The organism is Pseudomonas sp. B6001 (assembly GCF_013386015.1).
Taxonomy (GTDB): Bacteria; Pseudomonadota; Gammaproteobacteria; order Pseudomonadales; family Pseudomonadaceae; genus Aquipseudomonas.
In genome coordinates this window covers 77,656-95,439 of record NZ_JACAOX010000039.1, presented here as the reverse complement: position 1 = coordinate 95,439, position 17,784 = coordinate 77,656, and the positions used below count along the sequence as shown (strand labels likewise).

Sequence of the window (17,784 nt, the reverse complement as noted above, 5' to 3'; positions counted from 1 at the left end):
AAAACACTCATGGGTTCAGTACCCGGTGCCTACGGCAATGGCCAACAACACCATCGCCAGCACCGCATAGATCAGAAACAGCGGCAGGATGTAGCGTGCCCACTGGCCCCAGCCGACGTTGGCGGTGGCCAGTAATACCAGCAGGCCGCTGGAGGTCGGGGTGATCATGTTGGTCAGGCCGTTGCCCAGCAAAAACGCGAACACCGTGGTTTGCGGGCTGACGCCGGAGAGCTGTCCCAGCGGCCCGAAGATCGGCATGGTCACCGCCGCCTGCCCCGAGGTGGACGGGATCAGTACATCCAGCCCCAGTTGTGCGAAGAACATGCCGTAGGCCGAGACCACCGGGCCATGATCGCCCACCAGATTGGCGAGGCTGTTGACGATGGTGTCGAGCACCTGGCCGGTGCTGAGGATGATTTCCACGGCGGTCGCCAGGCCGATCAACACACCGGCGATCAGCACCTTTTTCATGCCGTCGACAAAGGCGCTGGCGGCGGTGCTGGCACCCAGGCTGGCGATTACGCTGAACACCACGGTCAGCAGCAGGTAGAACGCCGACAGCTCGTGGTATTTCCACTCCCAGCGGTTCGAGGCGTATACCAGGAAACCAATGCCGGCCCCCAGCACGATCAGGTTCAGGAGGTGGCGCAGGGGCAGCGGTTTGCGTTCGAAGGTGATCTGCGCGCTGGCATCAAACCCGTGCTTGCGGATACTCCACAGTACGAACGCGATGCCCACCAGCAGGAACGTGCAGTAGGCCAGGACGCGCATGCTCAGGCCGCTGAAAATCGGCAGCCCCACCATCGGCTGTGCCACGGACAACGCCACCGGGTTGGAGATGGAGGCCAGGTAGCCGATCTTCACCGAGATGGTCACGATGGCCAGGCCGATCAGGTTCGACAGCCCCAGGCGGTTGGCCATGGCCACCATCAACGGCACGATCAGGATGAATTCCTTGGCCAGGCCCATGAAGGTGCTGCCGGCGGAAAACACCAGCATCAGGCTGGGCACCAGCACGTAGATATTGCCCCGGGTCAGCCCCAGCAGGCGTTCAAGACCGGCATCAATCACACCGGCCTTGTTCAACACGCCGAACATCCCACCGATGAACAGCACCATGAAAATCAGCGCGGCGCGTTTTTCGATGCCTTGGGGAATGGCCATGAAGCCCTCGACCAACGATACCGGCCGAGCGACCATATCGCTGGCCTTGCGCGGTTCGAGGGAGAACAGTTGGCCCAGGGAGTCGTGCTTTTCCAGCACCTGATAGGAGCCCGGAACCACCAGGCCGTTCTGGCGCTGGAACTTGCCCGAGTTCACCGCGTAGGTGAAGGCGACAGCCAGCAGCACGATGCTCAACAGAATGATGGCCGGGTTGATCTGCTTGCGCTGCGCGGGTTTTTCCACCGGCGTTTCAGTGGGCGAGTGGGTACGGACGATCTGCGGTTCGGTCATGCTGGTTGCCCCGGTGTGCGCTGTTATTGTTGTGTCGGGTGACACTTGTGGAGTGGACACTAGGGCAAAGTTTTAACGGCGACAACGTTATGCGCGGGCTGGGTTGGGCTATGCGTTTTGTGCGGCCAGGCGGTGCTTGAGGTGCTCGGCAAACGCCGTCACCACCTTGGACCTGGGTTCATCCGCGCGAAACGCCAGGCCGAATGCATAGGGCAATGCCGGTCGAAACGGGCGGGCCACAATCGGCAAATGCATGAAGTGGCTGGCCAGCAAACCATTGACGATCGACACCCCCAACCCCTCGGCGACAAAGCTGCACGCGGCGCCCACCGAGTGCACTTCCACCCGCACCTGTGGCGTCAGGTTGGCTGCGCGAAACACCTGGTTCAACTCCGCCCGCAGGGCCCGTTGCCGGCCCAGCATTACCAGCGGCACGTCCCGCAAGTGTTGCACTTCGATGCAGGCGTGGCGGGTCAGCGGATGGTCAGCGGGCATCACGCACACGCCTTCGGTTTCCAGCACCGGTTCAATCTCGAAGTCGGGAATCTCGGTAGGCAAGCGCACAAAACCGAGGTCGGCGGAGCGGTCGAGCACGGCCCGTTCGATCATGTCGTAGGAACCGGTCAGCAGCTCGACGACGATGTCTTCCCGGCCCTTGAGAAACTCGGCGACGATCCGCGGCAGCAGCTCCTGGGTCATGCTGGTGGGCACCCCGACCTTGATCAGGCTCTTGCGCGAACGGCCCACGCGCATCTCATCTGCCAGGCGCTGGATACGCTGCATGCCGTCGACCAGGCCGGCCACTTCGGCGAGCAGTTCTTCAGCCTCCGGGGTCGCCATCAAGCGGCCTTTTTTGCGCAGGAACAACGCGAAACCCAATGCCTCTTCCAGCTGGCTCAACAACCGGCTGACTGCCGATTGCGACAGGCCCATGCGGGTCGCCGCACCGATGGTCGAACCGGTGGACATGATCGCCTTGAAGGCTTCGAGCTGCTTGAGATTCACCGTGATTTTCCTGTGGTTTGAGGGCTTTGCGCATAGCCTGATGCGCTTCTCGCATAACGTTGCCGGGCGTTCGAGGAGCCGTTAGTGTCCGCCGCAATGCGAGGCGCCGTCCAGCGTGTCGCAGGCAGCAACTGCCCATAAAAAATCACAATACGGCATTCGGGAGACGGTTATGCGTGAGCTTTTCACGAGGGGAGCAGTGGTGTGCACGGGCTTGCTGGCGAGCCTGTCACCGGCACTGATGGCCCAGGGTTTCTGGGAGGATTCCCACGGAAAATTGACCTTGCGCAATTACTATTTCAACGACGGTTACCGCGACGGCGGCGAGGACCGCAAGGAGTGGGCCCAGGGCTTTTTGCTCAACCTGCAATCGGGTTATACCGAAGGCACGGTGGGTTTCGGCCTCGATGCGCTGGGGTTGTCGGGGATCCGGCTCGACTCCAGCCGCGCCCATGCTGGCACCGGCTTATTGCCCGTGCACGACGATGGCCGCGCGGCCAGCGAATTCTCAAGCCTGGGCGTGACCGCCAAGATGCGCATCGGTGAAGCCGTGGTGAAAACCGGCACGCTGCTGCCGAAGATTCCAGTGCTGGTATACAACGATGGCCGGCTGTTGCCACAAACATTCCAGGGCACTCAAGTCGAGTACAGCGGCGTCCGTAACCTGTACGTGCACGCCGGGCACCTGGACAAGTTCAAGCTGCGAAACTCGACCGACAGCGTGGACATTTATCCCCAGGGCTACAGCGGCAAAAAGGGCAGCGACTTTGATTTTGCCGGCGCTACCTATGCCTTCACGCCCAAGCTAAGCGGTACCTGGTACTACGGCGAAATGCGTGAATTCTATCGCCAGCAGTTCTTTGGCCTGGTGCATAAACAGCCAGTGGGTGCCGGCAGCCTGACCAGCGACTTGCGTTACTTCATCAGCAACGAAGCGGGCGAGGCACGCAACGGCAAGGTCGACAGCGACATGTTCAGCGGGTTGTTCACCTACCGGCTAGGGCCGCAGGCGCTGGGCGTGGGTTATCAGAAAGTCACCGGCAATACCGCGTTGCCCTACGCCAGCGTGTCGACGGTGTATTCCTTCAGCAACGCAGGTGTCGGCAAATTCATCCAGGCCGGTGAGCAAACCTGGATGCTGCGTTATGACTACGACTTTGCCGCCGTGCTGCCGGGCCTGACCTTCATGACCCGTTACTACAAGGGCCAGAACGGTGACTTCAAGGGCCGCGAAGCCCGTGAGTGGGAGTCGGACACCAACCTGCGCTACGTGATCCAGGACAGCACCTTCAAAGGCGTAGGCATCGAGTTGCGCAAGGCCACGTATCGCTCGACCTATGCGAGCGATCGTGACAACTACCGGATCTACCTCACGTACGACCTGGCACTGTGGTGACAGGCCCTACTGCTCGACGAAATAGTACGGCTGACGGTTGATCGCCATCTCCTTGACCACCCTCACCGGGACGTTCAGCCGGTCAGTATTGTCCACCAGGGCCACGTTGCCGGGCTTGGCCGCGAGGTAACTTTTGAGCTCCTCCGGCGTCTGCAGGATCGTCAAGTAACCCTGCATGTAGAACACCCCGGCGCCGGCGATCCGCTCGTTGGCCTGATACAACACCACCTCTTTGCCCTGCGCCTGCATCGCTTGGATCTGGCTGATTACCGGCACAAACGACTGGCGCACATCGGCCTTGGGCGCGAACCAGAAAGCTGCAATCAGGTAGCAGGCCACTACCACGGTGAAGAAGCCACCTACCAGACCCCGTCGGTTTTCATAAACGTGTTCGGCAACGTGTGAAACCTGCCCACGACTTTTCAGCCAGCCCAGCAGCACGCCGCCATACTCGGCGGCCAGCACTGCTGCGGCGGGCGTCAAGGCCATCAGATAAACCGTGCGCTTGCTGGAGGCAAACGTCAGCAGGGTGAACTGCGCCACCAGCCATACGCTGAAAAACAACCGGTAGCGGTTGCGCACCAGGCTTTTGCGGAAGTGCCACAGCCCCAGGTACACCAGGATGTTCCACGGCAAAAACGCTTCGGGCAATTTGACGATGTAGTAATAGAACGGCTCGTAGTGGCCGGCTTCGACGAACGAACCGCTGAAGCGCCCGACGCTATTGGTCAGCAGCACTTCACGTACCCCCTGCAACCCGTCGCGCTGGTACAGGAAACCCAGCCAGATCATCAGCGGCACCAGCGCCAGCAGCGTGAACAGCCCGGGCTTGATCCAGTCGCCCAGCTTGAATTGTTTGTCCATCAGGCTGGTACTGGCCAGATAGACGAAGATCACCACGCCAGGCATGGCCAGGCCCAGAACCCCTTTGCTCAAGGTGGCGATGACCATCCCAAAGGTGAACAGCAACCAGGTGCTCAGGTTGGAACGGTCGCGCTCCGACTCGGGGCGGTTGGCCTGATAGAACGCCAGCAGGGCCATGGTAACCCCGAGGGTGAGCAGCGAATCCTCACCGACGCCGCGCACATTGCTCCAGTAACTGGCCATGGTCGCCAGCATCAGGCCCGCGACAAACGCCAGCGCCTTGGGCCGGCCAAACTTGCGCAGCATCCCGTACAGCAGCATCACGCTGAACAGCCCGGCAAACGCCGACGCCAGGCGCACTGCCCAAGTGGTACCGCCAAACAGCCGGATCGCCCCGGCGTCGAGCCACAGGCTCAGCGGCGGTTTCTCCAGGAAGGGTTCACGGAACAGTCGCGGCACCACCCAGTCGTTATCCAGGTGCATGGCCATGGCGATCCCGGCCACACGGGCCTCGGTCGAGCCTTGCAACTCGTGATTGCCAAGGGCAAAGAAAAACAACAGCGCAGCGAGCAGGAGCAGCAGAGGAGCGGAACGCGTCATGGATTCTGGCTACCGGGGCAGGGGGCCATTCGGGGGAACGGCCCGGGCGATCGGCGAGTATACGAGGGCGATTCTTAATAATTCGTGAATGAATGTGAGGTTTTTGTAGGGTCAGGATTGTTTCAGCAATGGCCAGTGGGTTAGCCAGCGTTTGGAGGTGATGCGTTGTTGGTAGATGGCGTGTTTTTCCTGGGTGAAGCGGGGCGTGGGTTTGAGTTGGAGATTGAACAGGTCTTCCAGGCCGAGAGGGGTTGAAACTTCGCATAGGTCTTCTGCGGTTCTCCTGACGGCTACTGCGGTGGCGGTCTCGGGCCAGAAGCGCATGGCGTCGCTGGCGTTGCGGTAAGGTGCGTCGCCGTTTCGCAGGTGCATGCGGGCCTGGTTTTTGACGGACCAGATGATGGAGGGTTCGGCTGCGTGTAACAGGGCTTCGAGGCGGCGGTCTTCGTTGGGGTCGGTACAGGAGGCGTCAAACCACAGTACGTCGACGTCGCCGGTCGGTGGTGATAGGGGGCGACCGTGCAGGTGATCCCATACCGCGTTGCGTACGAAGCCGGCGCCGATCCAGCAGTCGGGGAGGGCGAGGGAGCGGACGATGTCCAGTAGGTGCCAGCGTTGGGCATCGCTGCTGATCAGGGTCTGGAGGGCTTTCTCGCTCAAAGGATAACGGCCTCTTTCACAACGATCCCCAGGTCATTGCTGACTTTCACCACCCTCACTTCATCGCGATAACCGATCCACGTGGGGCGGCAGATTTTAATCGTATTATTCAGCTCAGCATCGAAGACCGTGATTCCGCTGCAGCTTTTACTGCCGCCTGACGAATATTCGTAGTGAGCTGTATAGCTGCTGCGGGTGCCGCCCGAACATAAAATGGCCAACGAAAACAGCGTCACCGAGAACAGCGTGCATAGGATGAACATCCCGGCAAACGCCTTAAGCAGTGTCCATTTTTTTTCGAGCCGCAGCTGAGGTTTTCTTACCCGCCAGACAATCACGGACGCAGCCAGGGTCAGGACGAGAGATACGGATAAACAGGCTTTCTCCGCGACCGGTTTGAAGTGGATGGCCGGTGAGATGCTGAACTGCCATATAAACAGCACGGCCAACAGAAGCTGTACGCCCAGCACGACAGGTATCAGGTAGGCGTAGGAATTCTTGTTCACTGCGGCACACATCCTTATGTTTCAAAAAAGGTGGGGTTTATTTTAAAAGAAAATAGACCTTCACCTTTTTCTTACTTTTGGGGGGGCTCAAACGGATCGTCATGTTTTCTGTCAGGAAACGGTCCTTCCCGCAGCTTCTGAGTCTGCCGTTGGCGCAAGAATGTCCAGTGCGCGCGTCACCAGCAACTCACCCAGGACGCTCAATTGCTGGGTGGCCAGGAGTTTATGGCGAAAGGCGCCATCGAACTCGAAAGCCAGGTCGGTAGTGAGCGCGTTCAGTGAGGCGAGGGTTTCGCAGGCCTGTACGAGCAGGGTTTCGGGGTCGATGTTTTGGGCGATACAGAAGATATCCGTGCCGGATTGGCTGGGGCTTGGAGGGTTGGGGCTGTGCTTTTTCATGACTGCAACTCCTTGATTGGTGGAGTCGCCAGACATCGCTGCTAAACGAAAAGGGTGGCGACTGTACGCGGGTTAGCAGACCAGGAATCAAGGAACCCAGCGCACTCGAAAGTGCCCCACGCACAGCCGCCATAACGTGGACTAGCGAACGCAAGATGCTTCGCTTGAACGGATGGTGGCATTGCATGCCTTGATATTAACCGAGCTGCTAAACCCGGTCGCTGATTTTGCAGCGACGTTTCAAGGCTAGTCGTGTCGATTGATGAGCACCAGTTCACCAAGGGCGCGATGTCTTGCGGGAAAAATCCGAAGGGCTAATCTGCTGTGTGTTTCCAGGAGAACAGAAACAACAAAACCCGCACAAGGCGGGTTTTGGCGGTGCTTCGGATTTGGTGTCGGGGTAAGTTGAATTAAATCCGTAATGTATTGTTTTTAATATAAAAACTCTGGTTATAGTGATCGGTTGGAATACCAGCTGGAATGCTTCAGTGCTACCATTTCTCCCCAGTGAGAAGATTGAGTGCTCAGGTTTGGTGGCAGTAACAGAGTTTCAGGGCAAGCAACAGTTATACGTCGCAGTCCCCCGAAGCCCTCAAGGGCCTGCACCAGATCGCCTTGGTCGAATTCAGCAAGATATGCAACCGATTGGAAGGTGTTGTTGTCGCGTCCTCACGACTGAAGTCTCTGGATCCGCAATGCAGCACCGAAGAGTCGCTTTGAACAGCAGATCGCCGGCTACCGCGATGCCCTGGCGTTGATCCACGAATCGGCCGCACACATGACCTTCAACGAAGGCGCGGCGCTGTAACTGCACAGCATGATGTATCGGTGCATGCCGCTGCCCAGCGGACGCTGGAAAGCCGCCAAAAAATGATATCATCGAACACCTTCCGGACGGCACGTCACGGCCGCGCGTCCAGCCAGTAGCCGCTCATTTGACGCCGATGGCCGTGGCCGACTTGACTCGGTACTCTCCACCGCACTGGATCAGCACCTGGCCGACCCACTGGGGCCAATACCGCTGGCGATACTTGACCTCCTATGTATTTACACCTTCCAAGACGGCAATGGCCGCATCTCTCGCTTGCTGAGTCTGTGCTGCTCTACCAACTCGACTACGCCGTGGGTCGCTATATCAGCCTAGAGCGCATCTTCGAGGACGCCAAGGAAGGCTATACCAGACACTGGAAGCAAGCTCACAGGGCTGGCATCAAGGGCAACACGACGTCAAACTCTGACTCGACTACTTCTGGTGAGCTCTGCTGCGGGCCTACCGCGAGTTTGAAGAGCGTCGGCACCATTGAGCGCTTTCGAGGTAGCAAATGCCACCGGGTTCGCACGGAAATCTTGGATCGAGCCCTGCTGTTTTCTATTTCGGAGATCGAGGAAACCTGCCCAGGCGTCAGCCGGGACGTGGTGCGGCTGGGGCTGCCGACAATGAAATCGGAGGAGTTGATCGAATCGACTGGCAAAGGGCGTGGCGCGAAATGGCGTCGCACGACGTAAAAAATAGGGACTTAGCATGAAGTTCAATGAAGACACCCGAGTCAAAATCCCAGTCATCCTCCATCTGATGCGGCTGGGCTATCAGTACCTGTCACTCAAGGATCAAACCTGGGATCAGAATACCAATATCTTCCCAACGCTTTTTTTTGCCGCCATAAGCAAAATCAACCCAGGCATCAAACCGGATGATGTGCATCGCCTGCTGGAAGACACCAAACTGCTGCTGGATAACGAAGACCTCGGCCGCGCTTTCTTTGAACGCCTGAGCGCTCGCTCCAATATCCGGCTGATTGATTTCGAAAACTTCAACAACAACAGCTTCCATGTCGTCACGGAACTGACCTGCCAGAATGGCGATGAAGAATTCCGGCCAGACATCACCTTGCTGATCAACGGCATTCCGCTGGTCTTTATTGAGGTGAAGAAGCCCAACAATCGGGAAGGCATACTGGCCGAGCGTGATCGCATCAACAAGCGCTTTCAAAACCCCAAATTCAGACGCTTTGCCAACACCACCCAGTTCATGATCTTCTCCAACAACATGGAGTACGACGACGGCGACCCGGAGCCTGTACAAGGTGCCTTCTATGCCAGCAGCTCCTACCATAAGCCGGTCTTCAACTACTTCCGCGAAGAAGAAGTACTGAACCTGACGGCCCTGCTCAAGCCGCTGCCGGAAGCGGAAGAGATCAGGGTATTGAAAGACAACAACCTCGAAGTGATCCGTAACAATCCCGAGTTCCAGACCAACAAAGATCCGAACCGGCCAACCAACCGTATCTGCACCTCATTGCTTGGCAAAGAGCGGCTGGCATTTATCCTGCGTTACGCGCTCGCCTATGTGTCGGAGGCTGACGGGCTGCACAAGCACATCATGCGTTACCCGCAGCTATTCGCCACCAAGGCCATCGAAAGAACACTCGATAACGGCATCAAGAAGGGGATTATCTGGCATACCCAGGGCAGCGGCAAAACCGCACTGACCTTCTACAACGTTCGCTTTCTGACCGACCATTTTCAGAAGCGGCAGATCGTTCCCAAGTTCTACTTCATCGTCGATCGGCTTGATCTACTACAACAAGCACAGCGGGAATTCATCGCACGCGGCCTGACGGTTTACACCATCGATTCGCGCGAAGCCTTTACCCGTGCCATCAAGGCAACCCAGGTGATCCACAACCATTCGGGCAAACCGGAAATCACCGTGGTCAACATCCAGAAATTTAAGGACGACCCGGATGTCGTTTCGACCAATGACTACGACGTCGCCATCCAGCGCGTGTACTTTCTTGATGAAGTACACCGCAGCTACAACCCGACGGGCAGTTTCCTTGCCAACCTTGGCCAGTCGGACACCAACGCCATCAAGATCGGTCTTACCGGCACACCACTGCTGGGCGACGACTACAACTCGCGGGCGCTTTTTGGCGGCTACATCCACAAATACTATTACAACGCCTCCATTGCCGACGGTTACACGCTACGCCTGATCCGGGAAGAGATCGCCACTAACTACAAAATGGTGCTGCAACAGGCGCTGGAAGACGTGGAAGTCAAAATGGGCGACGTAGACCGCAAGCTCATCTATGCCCATGCAAGTTTTGTCGAGCCGATGCTGGACTACATCGTCACCGACTTTGAAAAAAGCCGGGGCACGCTTAACGATGCCAGCATTGGTGGCCTGGTGATCTGCGACAGCTCGGAACAAGCCAAGCAGATGTTCGACATCTTCAACGCGGTCTATGCACAAACTTCCAGCGCACCTTATGAAGTCAAGGACTCCGCACAAATCCTGATTGCTGCCGCCAAACCAAACAGCTATGCCGCCAGAGTCAGGCTGGATAACAAGGTCAAAAGCGCAGCGCTGATCCTGCACGACATCGGCACCAAGGAAGAACGCAAAGACTGGGTGGAAGACTTCAAGGCAGGAAAAATAGACCTCCTGTTCGTCTACAACATGCTCCTCACCGGCTTTGATGCCAAGCGCCTGAAAAAGCTGTATCTGGGCCGGGTGATTCGCAAACACAACCTGCTGCAGGCGTTAACCCGAGTCAACCGCACCTACAAGGATTTCCGTTATGGCTACGTGGTGGACTTTGCCGACATCAGCAAAGAGTTCGAGGCAACCAACCAACGCTACCTAAAAGAGTTGAACGATGAACTCGGCGACGAAATGGAGCACTACTCCAAGCTGTTCAAATCCCGCGAAGAAATTCAGCAGGAAATTGAGCAAATCAAAGATGTGCTGTTCCGCTTCGATATTGAAAACGCCGAAGTCTTTGCCGACCAGATCAACCAGATACAAGATCGGCACACCATCCTGGCACTGAAAAAGGCACTGGAAAATGCCAGAAGCCTCTATAACCTGATCCGCCTGCAAGGCGAGTATGGCGCTCTTGATGAGCTGGATTTTGCCAAGCTGAACATTCTGTATCGGGAAACCTGCAACCACCTGGACATGCTCAACCTCAAGGAAAGCATCGAGCAAGGTGCGGACACCACTAACCTGCTGAATGTCGCCCTTGAGGATGTCATCTTCAAATTCATCAAGATCGGCGAAGAAGAACTGGTACTGGCCGACCAGTTGAAGAACACCCTGCGCCAAACCCGCGAGGCGCTGGCCAGCAACTTTGACCAGCAAGACCCGCAGTTCATCAGTCTCAAGGAAGAGCTGGAACGCTTGTTCAAGAAAAAGAACCTCAGCGAAGTCACCCAAGATGAAATGGTCGCCAATATCGGCGCATTGGAAAAAATACATGTACGTGTAAAAGAGCTAAACCGCCAGAATAACCAACTCCGGCAGAAGTATCTGGGCGATGCCAAATACACCCGCATCCATAAGCGCTTGCAAGAGCGTCAAAACAGTAAAAACGACATAAATGAATCAGAACGCAAAATATTTGCGGCACTTACCGGGGTAAAACAGGACGCCGACGAACAGGCGCTGAATAACCATCAGATATTGCTCAATGAAAACTACTTTGAGCGACAAATGATGCCACGAGTCATAGTCCGATTCCTGGATGAGCAACAGATACAACTTAACCCCGACACCTCAGATTACATCAATCATTTGGTCGTCACCGAATACCTGAATGAATACAACAGTGGAGCACGTTCGTGGTAGAGTTTGAGTTTCAACAGAAAGCCAAGGCATTGATCGACAGCCTGAAAAGTATTTGCGCCAACTATGGTTTGGGCAATGATGGCAACGAATTCAAGATCATCACCCAAGCATTTCTGTACAAGTTTCTCAACGACAAATTCGCCTACGAGGCGAAACGAATCAAACCTATCTTGGTTGCCGAAGCCAGCTTGGAGGACGCACTGGCAAAGATGCCAAAAAACGAACTGGAAATGCTGCAACGGCGGATGGGCGGTGACACGGCTCGGCTGAAACCAGTGCACTTCATCGGTTACCTCTACAATAGGCAGGCCACCGCTGATTTCGCCAAGCTATTTGACGATACCCTGCTGGATATAGCCATCAGCAACAACGACGTGTTCGCAGTAAAAACCGATCGCGGGACAAAAGTTGTGCTGTTTGACCGTCTGAGCCAGTACATTGCCGACGAATCCAAGCGTGATGATTTCTGCCGGGCCATTATCAACAAGCTAGTGGACTTCAGCTTCGAGCGTATTTTCACTCAGAAATTTGACTTCTATGCCACCCTGTTTGAATACCTGATCAAGGATTACAACAGCAACTCAGGTGGCAAATACGCCGAATACTTCACCCCCCATGCGGTAGCGCGCATCATGGCGGAAATCTTGGTGCCGGAGGGCACCCGCAGCGACGTACGCAACGTCAGCGTATACGACCCCTCCGCAGGTTCCGGTACCTTGCTGATGAACGTCGCACATGCCATCGGTGAAAACCGTTGTAGCATTTATACCCAGGATATTTCGCAAAAATCCTCCAGCCTGCTGCGGTTGAACTTGATTCTGAACAACCTAGTGCACTCCATCCCCAATGTGATTCAGGGCAATACCGTCTTGCACCCCTATCACCGTGATGGCAAAGACCTGAAGAAATTTGATTACATCGTCTCCAACCCTCCCTTTAAACTGGACTTCAGCGATTTTCGCGATGCGTTGGACAGCAAGGAAAACAAGTCACGCTTCTTTGCCGGTATTCCCAAGGTAAAACCGAAAGCAACGGACAAAATGGAAATCTACCAGTTGTTCTTGCAGCACATCATCTATTCGCTCAAGCCCGGTGGAAAGGCTGCCGTGGTAGTGCCCACCGGCTTTATCTCCGCGAAATCAGGTATCGACAAGGGCATCTTACAATATCTTGTCGAACACAAGATGCTGGCCGGTGTGGTATCCATGCCCTCCAATATTTTTGCTACCACCGGCACAAACGTCTCCATTCTATTTATAGATGCCAGCAGCAAAGACAAGGTAGTGCTGATTGACGCGTCTAATCTCGGCGGAAAAATCAAGGACGGTAAAAATCAGAGGACCGTTCTCAGTCCGAAGGAAGAGCAGTGCATTATCGATACCTTTAACTCCAGAGAGGCCGTAGAAGATTTTTCCGTGACTGTTAGTTATGAGCAGCTCGAAGATAAAAACTACAGTCTGAGTGCAGGTCAGTATTTCGATGTTAAGGTTGAATATATTGATATCACGCCAGATCAATTCGCCGAGAAGATGAACAGCTTTACCGTAAATCTAGAAAGCCTATTTGGGCAGTCACATGAGCTGGAGGCTGAAATAAAGAAACAGCTGGCGGGGTTGAAGTATGAGTAATAGTCATCCAGTATCGTCGTATTTAAAAGGTTTTCCAGGAAAAACCATTCCATTAGATGATCTGTGCACTTCAATTACGGACTGCCCTCACTCAACCCCTAAGTGGGCTGATGAAGGTGCGATCGTCATAAGAAACTTTAACATAAAGGGCGGTGAGCTTGATCTGTCCTCGCCGTCCTTTACAGACCAAATTTCATTTAAAGAGAGGGTTAAAAGAGCCGCGCCAGAACCAGGCGACATAATTATAACTAGAGAGGCCCCAATGGGAGAGGTTTGCTTAATCCCAGCTGGTCTAGAATGTTGCCTTGGCCAACGCATGGTGTTGCTTAAAGTCAACCAAAAGAAAATATCGAGCCAATATTTGCTCTTTGCGCTACAGTCTGAATTTGTGCAGAAACAAATCAGGAAGAGTGACAGAACCGGCTCGACTGTTAGCAATTTGTGTCTGCCGGATCTGAGAGCGCTAGAAATACCTATTTTAGAAAATACTAGCAATATTGCGGCAGCACTAAAAGCAATTACTGACAAGATCAAGACGAACAATCGCATCAACTCCGAGCTAGAAGCTATTGTCAAAACACTTTACGACTACTGGTTTGTTCAGTTCGACTTCCCTGACATTAATGGCAAGCCCTACAAGACCTCCGGCGGCAAAATGGCCTACAACCAAACTCTGAAGCGGGAAATCCCGGAGGGATGGGATGCCACAACGTTGTCGAAAATCACTCCTGTTAGCAGTCAGTCAGTAAATCCAGCGAACTATCCTGATAAGGTCTTCAGGCACTTTAGTATCCCAGTATATGACGCCACTAATAACTTTGGAATTGAGGCTGGCGAAACCATTGGGAGTAACAAATTCACTGTCAAAGATAGTGATGTTTTGGTCTCAAAGCTGAATCCGTGGTTCAGCCGAGTTATTTACGCCATGGAAGAAGAGGGCTTGATTTGTTCCACGGAATTTGTCGTGTGGCGAACACCAAGTAGTAATATCAAGAACTTTCTGTACATGGTGGCCACGTCGCCACAATTTATCGCGCACTGTACACAATCAGCAACGGGCACCTCCAACAGCCATAAACGGGTAAATCCAGGTGTCATGATGCGCTTTCCAGTTCCGTTCAATCTCGAAGTGGCTAAGGCTCTTGGCGAAAAATTAGACTCCATGATTAAAGCAATAATAATGAACCAAAGAGAGAATGCTGGATTGGCAAGACTTCGCGACTGGCTTCTCCCTATGCTAATGAATGGCCAGGTCAAAGTAATATGACGGAACAACAACGGGAGAGTTTTATTTGGTCTGCGCTTGATGATGAGCAATAAATCTTGTCCCCTATTTTTTGAAGTTGCCTCTTTTGATTTTTCATGTAACGGGGTCTATGAATTGCTTACAATGGATTTGGGCTGTCGAGCGTCGGCTTAGACGAGCGATTCGTCGAAGTAATCGCTATCGAGCCTGGGCACTTTGCAAAGCTGCGAGCTGACCCCCACCTCGTGGTCGAGCATCAAGTTTACCAAGCGTTTACCGTCGACCAGTACCAGCCCCTCGACCGAGTGCGCGAAGTCAACGGCCTGGGCGGTGAAGCCAGAGGTGGTAATGAATACACCGCGTTTGGCTTTCTGCCCGGCCAGGGCGCCATAAAACGCTTGCAGGTCGGGACGCCCGACAGTGTTCTGCCAGCGCTTGGCCTGCACGTAGACCTTTTCCAGCCCCAGTGCGTCCAGTGAGATGACGCCGTCGATGCCACCGTCGCCACTGCCGCCGACTTGTTGCAGAGCCTGCCGGTTCGCGCCATAGCCCAGGCTGTGCAGCACGTCGAGTACGATGTGCTCGAAGCGCGTAGGGCTGGCTTGCAGCAAATTGTCCAGCAGGTCTCCCGCGACGCTGGTGCGCAGCTCAAGGATGGCTTGGTTTAGGCGCTCCTGCGGGCTGCTAGTGGCGAGGCCGGCTTTGGCAATAGGCTCTGACGTGTCGCTGCTTTCATCCAGCGAGGCGGCGTCCGGTGCTGTCTTCAGCTTCACGCTCATGAAGTTCACAGCTAGGTGCTCGACTTGCTCTGGGCTCAACGGGGGTGGGTTGGCCTGGGCGAATGCGCGGCCGGTGTCGGTCAGCTGCCAGTAGCCACGCTTGGCGCTGCTGGAGTAGCCAGCACGCTTTAGCCGATCATGCGCCCAGCCTGATCGATTCTTGTAGGTGGCCTGGCCACTTGCGATGGTCTCCTGCCGCTGTGACTCGCTCAGGCCAAGAGACATGGCGGCGGCTTCGTGAGCCTCGCTCGCGGAGGAACCGTCAGGGAGTGTGGCGAGAAAACGTAGGATGGGCTCTATGAACTGGTCGTAGGTCGGGACTGACATGGCTCTTTCTATTCCTGATGAGAGGCTTAGTCCAACGTAGCAGCTCAGCGACTGCGCTTTGTCTTAGTGAGCCAAATTGCTGATCTCAACGCGCTGCCTACCATATTCATACCCATGACTTTTCTAAGCGACGAGCGAGCAGTCGCAGGGTTAGGAGGTAGTAATACCGCGTTGCATTGCTGCGCCGGGCTAGACGCTTTTCTAGGAACCAAATCACATGCTTCCGCTGCCAAGTCCAAGGCGTTTCTCGCTGCCAGCGCTCTGCAATCTCAGCCTGAATGATTTTCGCCTGTCGTACATGGCGTTGTCGAGTTGCGTGCGAGCCCGTCAACACCGCAGACAAGAACAGCTCCATGTCGAATGACTTGCTCATGCGCACCCTCCAATGTAGGCAGCGACCACGTCGATCCGCCCGTGCCCCAGCTCATAGCTAATTTGTCGTCGGGCCTCTCGATCAAGGTTCCTGTCTACCTGGCAGCATTGGCCGCCATTGATTGGCGCGGGGTATTGGGTTATGTGCTCGTAGCGCTCACATGCGTACGCCGCTCGTAGCTCATGAAAGCCTTTGAGGTTGTGCTCATGGAGGATGCCCTGCGCAGGTCGGACGAATTCTTGCAGAACCTCCAGGTAACGTTCGTTTGGTGCAATCAGGTTGCGGCTACCCGCAGGTGACACCTGCCGTGCAAACCCAAGTGCACCTCGAACATGGTCGTCCACCGCAATCCAACTTGGTGCCGAGGCGCCGGCGCGACCGCCTTTGGTGCCATCCTGAATGTTAATCCTGCCTAGGACATTAGCCTCATGGCTCAACCGTGGCAGGTCAGCCAAGATGGCCTCACGTAAGCGCATGCCGGTGGCTCGCGCCAATAGGACGACAGCGGCGGCGCGTAGCTGATGGTGGCGGCAAAGCGCATCGACGATCTGCTTAACCTGTTCGCGATCCTGGCCCTGCGGGATCGTGTGACGAACCCCGGTGCGCTGCATACCCAACGCCTTGCTCGGATTGGGCAACTTCACGCACTGATCACCGCGTAGCGCTGCCATGGTCCTGTTAACGCTGGAGAGCCGGTTTTGAGCGGTGCTGACGGCGAGGTCACCGCGCCTAACCACGTCGCGAAGATACGCCGCATAGTCGGCCAACACCTTCCGATCAATCTGCCGCGCATCATTGATACCGGGCCCCTGTTCGGAGCGGCACCACTTCACGAATGCCAGCCACCGATCACAGTGCGCTTTAACCGTGCCGTAGTGGCCACAGCCGAACATATCTTTTAGCGCCTGCGGTGCTGCATAGCTCAACTGCCTGCCGTAACCGAAATTACGACCATCGCGCCTACCCACTAATGCCATGTCGGTCACCTCACGTTTCGTTCTCCCGTCCTCACCCCACGTCTTCCCGCCAAGAGTGCTGAGTGTTATCAGGGATCAAGGCCCCTGCGGCCTGTGGGGGTGTCCACTCACGCAGGACTGGCGGCTCCTTACGACCGGGAGCAAGGGCATCTCATGATCTGGTCTCCTGAGCACCGTTACAGGTGGGCGGGTGGAGGCTGCATTGGCTGACGAGACCAGTGCCGCGAGATCCTGAGCCGGGTGAAAGCAGCGATGCGATGACCGGGGCATGCCTGACTGTCAGTCAGGTACAGTCCATTCCGTGGTCCGCGGCACCATCATCTGCATGGCTGTTGCTGGTGACATCGGCGTTTGTCACGCCAATTGTCACGAGGGGAGTTGCCGCAAAGCCAAGTGCGATGTGGGCTGCAGCAGTGTTAGAAGCGCCCGTCTCTTTCCAGGAGAAAGAGACGGGCGCAGGTTGGCGCAAGATTCGGCCAAGCGGATAGGTTGCTGCAGGGCAGCGGAGTAGTCGTCTGGCGCATGAGGGCCATGATCTGAAGTAGGCATCCATCACCGGGGAGGTGACCGGGCGAGCTGCCGGACGCGAATCGCCATTAGGGGAGAACCACCGCGGTAGCGGCGTGACCTTGAAGGTTCGGGCCACCTGGGGTGCTGTCAACGACAGCGCTTGCACGGCCAGTTCTACGCTTGTGAATAAATCCGGTCAAGGGCCGAAATTCAGCGTTACTCTGGACTTGGAGTGAGGTTATCCACATATGGAATTCCGTGGTAAACCCCGGACAACGTCGTGGCTTTTAGTTTTTCAAAGTGAGGTCCTTCCAAACAGGGCGGCTTTGCAGCCCTGTTTGGAAGGACCCGCGCTTACAAGCGGATAAACGAGACTGCTTGCCCTGAATCTCGAGCGCTCAGTTGTTGTTGCTACCGTTATTGAGC

Annotated in this window: 13 protein-coding genes and 1 pseudogene; 5 read left to right on the top strand and 9 right to left on the bottom strand. The window is 55.7% G+C overall.

Annotated elements, in window-relative coordinates; genetic code table 11:
• Positions 1-15 precede the first annotated feature (15 nt).
• Together HX821_RS28655 and HX821_RS28650 are read right to left on the bottom strand one after the other, a co-directional pair.
• Positions 16-1,455 carry a YfcC family protein gene (locus tag HX821_RS28655; protein WP_177037090.1) on the bottom strand — a complete coding sequence of 480 codons (1,440 nt, stop codon included), beginning with the start codon at positions 1,453-1,455 and terminating at the stop codon, positions 16-18.
• Positions 1,456-1,563: 108 nt separating this feature from the next.
• The gene (locus tag HX821_RS28650; RefSeq protein ID WP_177009231.1) at positions 1,564-2,460 is read right to left on the bottom strand and encodes a LysR family transcriptional regulator; all 897 of its coding nucleotides are present in this window, start codon (positions 2,458-2,460) and stop codon (positions 1,564-1,566) included.
• Positions 2,461-2,632: 172 nt separating this feature from the next.
• Between HX821_RS28650 and HX821_RS28645 the strand changes: the two genes are divergently transcribed.
• Positions 2,633-3,856, top strand: coding sequence for an OprD family porin (locus HX821_RS28645; RefSeq protein WP_177037089.1), 1,224 nt, complete (start codon positions 2,633-2,635; stop codon positions 3,854-3,856).
• A gap of 6 nt (positions 3,857-3,862) precedes the next feature.
• Here HX821_RS28645 and HX821_RS28640 read toward each other — a convergent pair whose 3' ends face one another.
• The 4 genes from HX821_RS28640 to HX821_RS28625 form a co-directional block, all read right to left on the bottom strand.
• Positions 3,863-5,320: a glycosyltransferase family 39 protein gene (locus tag HX821_RS28640; RefSeq protein ID WP_177037088.1), complete on the bottom strand. Its 1,458-nt coding sequence runs from the start codon at positions 5,318-5,320 to the stop codon at positions 3,863-3,865.
• 111 nt (positions 5,321-5,431) lie between these two features.
• Positions 5,432-5,980, bottom strand: coding sequence for a nucleotidyltransferase family protein (locus tag HX821_RS28635; protein WP_177037085.1), 549 nt, complete (start codon positions 5,978-5,980; stop codon positions 5,432-5,434).
• Positions 5,977-6,486 (bottom strand): hypothetical protein, encoded by a 510-nt coding sequence (locus HX821_RS28630; RefSeq protein WP_102370220.1) that lies wholly within the window; start codon positions 6,484-6,486, stop codon positions 5,977-5,979. Before HX821_RS28630 ends, HX821_RS28635 begins: the two co-directional genes overlap by 4 nt.
• Before the next feature lie 111 nt (positions 6,487-6,597).
• Entirely contained in the window at positions 6,598-6,885 is a 288-nt protein-coding gene (locus HX821_RS28625) for a DUF6124 family protein (protein ID WP_177037083.1), read from the bottom strand.
• Between the two features lie 488 nt (positions 6,886-7,373).
• Between HX821_RS28625 and HX821_RS28620 the strand changes: the two are divergent.
• The 4 genes and pseudogenes from HX821_RS28620 to HX821_RS28605 all read left to right on the top strand — a co-directional run bounded on the left by HX821_RS28620 (position 7,374) and on the right by HX821_RS28605 (position 14,413).
• Positions 7,374-8,391, top strand: a pseudogene (locus tag HX821_RS28620) (Fic family protein).
• Between the two features lie 16 nt (positions 8,392-8,407).
• Entirely contained in the window at positions 8,408-11,518 is a 3,111-nt protein-coding gene (locus tag HX821_RS28615; protein WP_177037081.1) for a type I restriction endonuclease subunit R, read from the top strand.
• Positions 11,512-13,146: a class I SAM-dependent DNA methyltransferase gene (locus tag HX821_RS28610; RefSeq protein WP_177037079.1), complete on the top strand. Its 1,635-nt coding sequence runs from the start codon at positions 11,512-11,514 to the stop codon at positions 13,144-13,146. The genes HX821_RS28615 and HX821_RS28610 overlap by 7 nt, the downstream gene beginning before the upstream one ends.
• Positions 13,139-14,413, top strand: coding sequence for a restriction endonuclease subunit S (locus HX821_RS28605; RefSeq protein WP_177037076.1), 1,275 nt, complete (start codon positions 13,139-13,141; stop codon positions 14,411-14,413). The genes HX821_RS28610 and HX821_RS28605 overlap by 8 nt, the downstream gene beginning before the upstream one ends.
• 149 nt (positions 14,414-14,562) lie before the next feature.
• Here the strand turns inward: HX821_RS28605 and HX821_RS28600 are convergent, their stop codons facing one another.
• From HX821_RS28600 to HX821_RS28590, 3 genes are all read right to left on the bottom strand, one after another.
• Positions 14,563-15,498 (bottom strand): restriction endonuclease, encoded by a 936-nt coding sequence (locus HX821_RS28600; protein WP_177037074.1) that lies wholly within the window; start codon positions 15,496-15,498, stop codon positions 14,563-14,565.
• Positions 15,499-15,604: 106 nt separating this feature from the next.
• Positions 15,605-15,871 carry a hypothetical protein gene (locus HX821_RS28595; protein WP_103308917.1) on the bottom strand — a complete coding sequence of 89 codons (267 nt, stop codon included), beginning with the start codon at positions 15,869-15,871 and terminating at the stop codon, positions 15,605-15,607.
• Positions 15,868-16,848, bottom strand: coding sequence for an integrase domain-containing protein (locus HX821_RS28590; RefSeq protein ID WP_177037072.1), 981 nt, complete (start codon positions 16,846-16,848; stop codon positions 15,868-15,870). The genes HX821_RS28595 and HX821_RS28590 overlap by 4 nt, the downstream gene beginning before the upstream one ends.
• Positions 16,849-17,784: the final 936 nt, after the last annotated feature.

Excerpts from the sequence above, each read along its gene's own strand:
- HX821_RS28655 (WP_177037090.1), bottom strand. The coding sequence starts at position 1,455 with ATGACCGAACCGCAGATCGTCCGTACCCACTCGCCCACTGAAACGCCG.
- HX821_RS28645 (WP_177037089.1), top strand. The coding sequence starts at position 2,633 with ATGCGTGAGCTTTTCACGAGGGGAGCAGTGGTGTGCACGGGCTTGCTG.
- HX821_RS28640 (WP_177037088.1), bottom strand. The coding sequence starts at position 5,320 with ATGACGCGTTCCGCTCCTCTGCTGCTCCTGCTCGCTGCGCTGTTGTTT.
- HX821_RS28625 (WP_177037083.1), bottom strand. The coding sequence starts at position 6,885 with ATGAAAAAGCACAGCCCCAACCCTCCAAGCCCCAGCCAATCCGGCACG.
- HX821_RS28615 (WP_177037081.1), top strand. The coding sequence starts at position 8,408 with ATGAAGTTCAATGAAGACACCCGAGTCAAAATCCCAGTCATCCTCCAT.
- HX821_RS28605 (WP_177037076.1), top strand. The coding sequence starts at position 13,139 with ATGAGTAATAGTCATCCAGTATCGTCGTATTTAAAAGGTTTTCCAGGA.
- HX821_RS28600 (WP_177037074.1), bottom strand. The coding sequence starts at position 15,498 with ATGTCAGTCCCGACCTACGACCAGTTCATAGAGCCCATCCTACGTTTT.
- HX821_RS28595 (WP_103308917.1), bottom strand. The coding sequence starts at position 15,871 with ATGAGCAAGTCATTCGACATGGAGCTGTTCTTGTCTGCGGTGTTGACG.
- HX821_RS28590 (WP_177037072.1), bottom strand. The coding sequence starts at position 16,848 with ATGGCATTAGTGGGTAGGCGCGATGGTCGTAATTTCGGTTACGGCAGG.